The organism is Aliiroseovarius sediminis, from assembly GCF_022678485.1.
Lineage (GTDB): Bacteria > Pseudomonadota > Alphaproteobacteria > Rhodobacterales > Rhodobacteraceae > Aliiroseovarius > Aliiroseovarius sediminis.
Map to the genome: position 1 here is coordinate 421,973 of NZ_JALBYP010000021.1, position 6,000 is coordinate 427,972.

Sequence of the window (6,000 nt, forward strand, 5' to 3'; positions counted from 1 at the left end):
AATCCACAGGCGGGGTTGGGCAGAAGAGGGAGAAATCCTCGGACGTCCGCCGGTTGAGCCGGGGAATGGACATGCGATCAATGCCGTGAAAACGGTTGAATTTCAAGGACATGAACCGCTCGTATGGCCCCGTCAAGGTAGAAACCGGAAAGGAAAAGAACATGGCACTGCCTGATTTCTCGCTGCGTCAGCTTTTGGAAGCTGGCGTTCACTTTGGTCACCAGACTCAACGCTGGAACCCCCGTATGGGCCCGTTCATCTATGGTGAGCGCAACGGCATTCACATTGTTGACCTGACACAAACCATGCCGATGCTGGACGCCGCACTGAACGCAGTGCGCGAAACCGTTGCCAAGGGCGGCCGCGTGTTGTTCGTCGGCACCAAACGTCAAGCGGCTGGTGCAATCGCTGACGCCGCCGAGAAGTCGGCGCAGTATTACATGAACCACCGTTGGCTAGGTGGCACGCTGACCAACTGGCAAACTGTGTCGAAATCCATCAACCGCTTGAAAGAGTATGATGAACGGCTCGAAAACGGCGCCGAGGGCCTGACCAAGAAAGAACGTCTTGGCATGGAGCGCGTTCAGTCGAAACTGCAAGACTCGCTGGGCGGCATTCGCGATATGGGCGGTGTACCAGATCTTCTATTCGTCATCGACGTGAAAAAAGAAGCGCTGGCCATTGCCGAAGCCAACAAGCTGGGCATCCCGGTTGTGGCTGTCGTCGACACCAACTGCCCGCCGGAAGGTGTGGATTACATCATTCCGGGCAACGATGATGCAGCCCGTGCGATTGCGCTTTACTGCGATCTCGTGTCGCGTGCCGCGCTTGACGGTATGTCGGCCCAACTTGGCGCCGCTGGCGTCGATCTTGGCGCGATGGAAGAAGCCCCGGCGGAAGAAGTCGTTGCTGAACCAGCCGAAGAAGCTGCCACGGCCGAATAAGGGTCGCGCACTAGCGGGGCAGGGTGATCTGCCCCGCATCTTGTCACAGAATTGATCCGGGTAAGGTGGCGGCCGACCTGTTCCGCGCGCGCCCCGCCCGACATACCAAGGAGCTGAGATATGGCAATCACTGCTGCACTCGTCAAAGAACTGCGCGAATCCACCGGCGTTGGCATGATGGACGCGAAGAAAGCACTGGTCGAAACCGATGGCGACATGGAAGCTGCCGTCGACTGGCTGCGTACCAAAGGACTGGCAAAAGCCGCCAAGAAAGCAGGCCGCACCGCTGCCGAAGGTCTGGTGGCCGTGGCCGTCGCGGGTGGTAAAGGTGTCGCTGTTGAAGTGAACTCGGAAACTGACTTTGTTGCAAAGAACTCTGAGTTTCAGGACATGGTTTCAAGCATCGCAAACGCAGCCCTGAAGGCCGACGACCTTGACGCGCTGAACGCCGCCGATCTGGGTGGCAAGTCCGTGGCCGACACAATCACCAACAAGATCGCCACCATTGGCGAAAACATGTCGCTGCGCCGCATGGCGTCGGTCGACGGTGAGACCGTCGTAACCTATGTTCACAACGCCGCCGCGACCGGCATGGGCAAGATTGGTGTTCTGGTGGCCATGAACGGCGGCTCGGAAGAGTTCGGTCGGCAGGTAGCCATGCACATCGCGGCCGCCAACCCGCAGGCGTTGAATGAAGCCGAGCTGGACGGCGCCGTCGTCGAGAAAGAGCGTTCGATCCTGACCGAGCAAGCCCGAGAAAGCGGTAAGCCCGAGAACATCATCGAAAACATGATCAAAGGCCGGATGAAGAAATTCCTGGCCGAAGTTACTCTGCTGGGTCAGGATTTCGTAATCAATCCCGACCTGACGGTCGAAGCAGCTGCGAAAGACGCTGGTGCGGAAATCGTCGGCTATGTCCGCATGGAAGTCGGCGAAGGCATCGAAAAAGAAGAGGCTGATTTCGCAGCCGAAGTGGCCGCCGCCGTTAAAGGCTGATCACAGCGACATCTTGATAACAAAAGGGCCGGGCAACCGGCCTTTTTTACGCGCCAACTTCGCGCCGACTTAACGGCTCGTTCAGTGGGAAATTCAGCAGACCTGAATGGAAAGCGGCGCCAACGGGAAGTGTTGACGCCGCGAAGAAACGTCACGGGACATGTGCGTTTCTGTTTGAATTTCCGAAATTAGGTTGCTGGTGTCTCTGGGAAGAATACTCCATCAACACCAGCGCCCGGTTTCCCGGAAGAATGAATCACTGTCTGATATTACAGACCGTCCACCCTCTCAAGTTCCAACGGCTACAAAGCCACCACTCACGGAACGTCCTTATGGTGCCCCAAAACGTAGACAAATGGAAGTCAGGGTTTCCCTACCGTAACCACACTATTCTGTGATACTTTGTTCTGTTTTAGACAACAATTTGGAACGATATCACTGATCTTGTCGTGTCACTGAATTCCGTCAACCATAAGGTGAGCGAATCTGATTGAGGTAAGAGATCTTCAAAATGGCCTGCGCGGTCGTTTCGACGCCCAATTTGGCGCGTGCGATTCGCAGGTGCTTTTCGACCGTGGCCGGTGATACACCCATGATCGTGGCGATATCCTGATTGGTTTTGCCATTACCCACCCACTCCAACGCTTCGCGTTGCCTGGCCGAAAGTTTTGCGCGGTCGGTCTGTTGGGGCAATGACATAATCTTCAGATGCGCCACATGGTTCATCGCCTCGATCGTTCGGCCATGCTGGGTCCAGATCTGATCCACATCTTGTTGTGACAGCCCGGGTCTTGCAGTCAGGGCCATCACCCCGCGCGCGCATGACGACGTTTCAGGAAATGAGATCGTATAGCCTGCCGTCACGCCCAGCTCGCTGTTGATCTCAAGCACATGACGGGCTTCCGGGCTAAGTCGCGACAGGTTCTGCTGGACCCAGCCCCAACTGCACGCGCCATAGTTATGGGCGGCCCATTCGATCATTGGCGAATGTTCGTAAAGCTGGCCATCCTGATAGATCCGCTGCATATATTCGGCAGGATGCGAGTAAAGGATCAAAAAATCCTCGCGCGGGCCAAAGGAATTTGGCGTCATGAAATGGCTGAACGCATAGATTAAGCGGTCGAACCCGAAATCCTGCATGGCACCGCAGTGAATATCCCACAGCGTAGCAATGCTTTGACTGTGGCAAATCTTGTCCAAGTAAACGAGCAGGCGCTGATCCATAAGAGCGCCTCAGTCATTGGCCAGGTGAGCGACCATCGCATCAATGGCCAACACATAGCCATGCGCGCCAAAACCGCAGATCGTGCCCACCGCGACCTTGGACAGAAAGCTGACATGGCGAAAGGCTTCGCGGGCGTGGACGTTGGACAGGTGCAACTCGATCGTAGGCACTTCGGCCGAGGCGACCGCATCCATGATCGCAACTGATGTATGCGTGTACGCGCCGGCATTCAGGACAATCCCGTCATGAATGCCCCGAGCGGCATGGATCTGATCAATCAGCGCGCCTTCGTAGTTGCTTTGAAATACCACGCAATCAACATTCAGGGCGCGGCAGTGATCTTGGCACATGGCCTCAATCTCGGGAAGGGTGACGCGTCCATAGACCTCTGGCTGGCGGATGCCCAGCATGTTCAGGTTCGGTCCGTTCAATACGAGCAGCGACGTCATCGGCATAATCCCCTTGGCTATCCACAGTCTTTGCCACATATGCGGGAAATGTCGAGGGTTAACCGAGATTAAAACGGGGCGTCTGTGCTAGCCGTACCATCCAGCGGCGTAGTGGACGAACGTTGGGGTAGGGGGCGAACGTTACGATCGTTGCCCTTATATAAAAAGGGCCAGCCAAGACGGCTGGCCCAAATATATAACTTAGGATCAGGCGTTACCCGTCGTAGTTGGGCATGCCTTCCAGTTCTTCCTTGGTCATGGGCACATAGACGCGAACATCCGAGCCATCATCCGAGCGCAGAATGTCGATTTTGGACATTTCCAGCGCCACCGGCTTTTCACCGATACCAAGGAAGCCGCCTACATCGACAACCGCCGATTTGACCTTGCCATCGTCGGTCAGCAGCAGTTCAGACACTTCGCCGATATCTTCGTCATTGGTGTCATAAACCCGTGCGCCGGTCAGTGTCTCAGCGGTCAGATCGGTTTCCTCCATCGCCATATACCCTTCGCGAACGATCGGCGCGCGCGTCGTGTCAGGCGTGACCTCCGATTGATCAGCGACCGGTGCGACGTCGGCATCCGACATGTTCGCATCGTCAGTTGAATTATCCATACTGCCGTAACCAGGCGCCTCTTCCAAGGCCGAACGCGGCGCATTCATGACAAGGAAATAGTCGGCCTCGTCATCCATGGTCGAGCTGTCAGACACGAACCGGATTGCATCCATCTTCACGGCCACTTGGTTTTCACCTATGCCTAGAAAGCCGCCAATGTCGACCAGAACGGCTTGAACGTCGCCGTCGCGATTCATAATCACGTCGTTAATTTCGCCAATGTCGTCCCAGTTATCCTGCATCCCTTCATAGGCATCTTCCTGCGCATCCTCAGCACGATAAACGCGCATCCCGATAAAGTCAGAGGCGTGAATCTCCATTGCGTTGGCTTCGGCGTGGAACATGGTGTTTGCATCCTGCGCCATCGTGGGCAAAGCGGTTACGGCAACAAGGGCCGTCGAAAACATCAACTGTTTCATGGTCTTGATCTCCCTTTACGGTTAATCTGTCAGTTTGTCGTATCAGCGCATCAGCGCGCTCAGCAAGACAACGTCGATCCCGTCAGAGGGTTCCAAAATAATATCCAACCGCTTGGATTGCGGAAGAAGCGCGTTGCGAGAAAGGCCGGTCCTAACGAAATGTGGTATTTACAGCGCGCAGTCATAACCGACCACTATATTACATAATACTGATTATGCGTAATTGCTTTTTCTTCAGGTGGATTCACAAACGAAGTGCAAATTCTGTATTCAAACAGAGGTTTGCATGGAGATTGATGAATGGGAAGCCACTACTCTCACCTGACGTTCGAAGAGCGCCGCAAGATCGACAAATGGCATGACGCAAAAATGCCGGTTCCCGAAATTGCGGACCGGCTGGGCCGCGCACCGTCGTCGATCTACCGCGAACTGAAGCGCAATTACTATGACGACAAAGAAATCCCGGAGTTGAACGGCTACTACTCGGTGACCGCGCAACGCCTCTCCGAAGAGCGCCGTGCCGTCCACCGCAAGCTGATCGTGAACCCCGAGCTGAAAGCCGCCGTCGAAGACCGCCTCAAGGCCGGTTGGTCCCCCGAACAGATCGCCGGTCGCATGCGCCTGGAGCGCCATCCGGTCCGTGTCAGCCACGAGACGATCTACCGTTTCGCCTACTCGAAGGACGGCCGCGAAGAACAGTTCTATCGCCACCTCCCAGAGCATCGCAGACGCCGCCGACCGCGAGGGTATCGGCGACACAACCGAACCCACATCTTCGACAGCCAAAGCCTGTCACACAGGCCCGAACGTGTCTCCGAGCGCACCGAGTTCGGCCACTGGGAGTGCGATCTGATGATGTTCCGCAAGGAACACGGCAAGATCAACGTCACCTCCCTGGTCGAGCGCGTCAGCCGCTACACGGTGGTGATGCGAAACGAGGACCGCCAGTCCAAACCGATCATGGAAGCCCTGATCCAGGGCCTCGCGCCTCTGCCCGCGGATGCGCGCCAGTCGATTACCTTCGACCGAGGCACCGAGTTCTCGGCCTGGCGCAAGCTGAAAGACGGGATCGGCGCGGACAGCTGGTTCTGCGATCCGCAGGCGCCGTGGCAGAAAGGTACGGTCGAGAATACCAACAACAGGTTGCGAAAGTACCTGCCCCGCTCGACCGATCCGACGGCGTTGACAAATCGATATTTGAGGTCGATTTGCCACCGCCTCAATTCCACGCCGCGCAAATGCCTTGGCTATAGAACGCCTGCAGAGGTCTTTGAAAGCGAGCTGCTGGCAATTAGCAATGGGATAGAATAGAAACGATATCAGATAGTTGCACTTCGCCGTGAGTTCACA

General features: G+C 56.1%; 6 protein-coding genes. 3 read left to right on the forward strand and 3 right to left on the reverse strand.

All coding sequences use genetic code 11. From position 1 onward, the window contains the following. Nucleotides 1-161 precede the first annotated feature (161 nt). Nucleotides 162-944, forward strand: coding sequence for a 30S ribosomal protein S2 (rpsB, locus tag MN186_RS04480; protein WP_242112658.1), 783 nt, complete (start codon nt 162-164; stop codon nt 942-944). 120 nt (nt 945-1,064) lie between these two features. Beyond that, entirely contained in the window at nt 1,065-1,940 is an 876-nt protein-coding gene (tsf, locus tag MN186_RS04485; protein WP_242112660.1) for a translation elongation factor Ts, read from the forward strand. 465 nt (nt 1,941-2,405) lie between these two features. On the opposite strand, the gene MN186_RS04490 is transcribed toward tsf, so the two are convergent. The 3 genes from MN186_RS04490 to MN186_RS04500 form a co-directional block, all read right to left on the reverse strand. Beyond that, nucleotides 2,406-3,164: a helix-turn-helix transcriptional regulator gene (locus MN186_RS04490; RefSeq protein WP_242112663.1), complete on the reverse strand. Its 759-nt coding sequence runs from the start codon at nt 3,162-3,164 to the stop codon at nt 2,406-2,408. 9 nt (nt 3,165-3,173) lie between these two features. Next, complete coding sequence (aroQ, locus tag MN186_RS04495) at nt 3,174-3,614, reverse strand: type II 3-dehydroquinate dehydratase (protein WP_242112664.1); 441 nt, start codon at nt 3,612-3,614, stop codon at nt 3,174-3,176. A gap of 214 nt (nt 3,615-3,828) precedes the next feature. After that, on the reverse strand, nt 3,829-4,650 hold the full coding sequence (locus MN186_RS04500; protein WP_242112665.1) for a PRC-barrel domain-containing protein: 822 nt from the start codon (nt 4,648-4,650) through the stop codon (nt 3,829-3,831). Nucleotides 4,651-4,950: 300 nt separating this feature from the next. Here MN186_RS04500 and MN186_RS04505 point away from each other — a divergent pair, with 300 nt between their 5' ends. Next, on the forward strand, nt 4,951-5,961 hold the full coding sequence (locus MN186_RS04505; RefSeq protein ID WP_242111182.1) for an IS30 family transposase: 1,011 nt from the start codon (nt 4,951-4,953) through the stop codon (nt 5,959-5,961). The last annotated feature ends 39 nt before the right edge of the window (nt 5,962-6,000 follow it).

What these genes read in the sequence shown, in the direction of transcription:
- MN186_RS04490 (WP_242112663.1), bottom strand. Translation starts at nt 3,164, where the DNA reads ATGGATCAGCGCCTGCTCGTTTACTTGGACAAGATTTGCCACAGTCAA.
- aroQ (WP_242112664.1), bottom strand. Translation starts at nt 3,614, where the DNA reads ATGACGTCGCTGCTCGTATTGAACGGACCGAACCTGAACATGCTGGGC.
- MN186_RS04505 (WP_242111182.1), top strand. Translation starts at nt 4,951, where the DNA reads ATGGGAAGCCACTACTCTCACCTGACGTTCGAAGAGCGCCGCAAGATC.
- tsf (WP_242112660.1), top strand. Translation starts at nt 1,065, where the DNA reads ATGGCAATCACTGCTGCACTCGTCAAAGAACTGCGCGAATCCACCGGC.
- MN186_RS04500 (WP_242112665.1), bottom strand. Translation starts at nt 4,650, where the DNA reads ATGAAACAGTTGATGTTTTCGACGGCCCTTGTTGCCGTAACCGCTTTG.
- rpsB (WP_242112658.1), top strand. Translation starts at nt 162, where the DNA reads ATGGCACTGCCTGATTTCTCGCTGCGTCAGCTTTTGGAAGCTGGCGTT.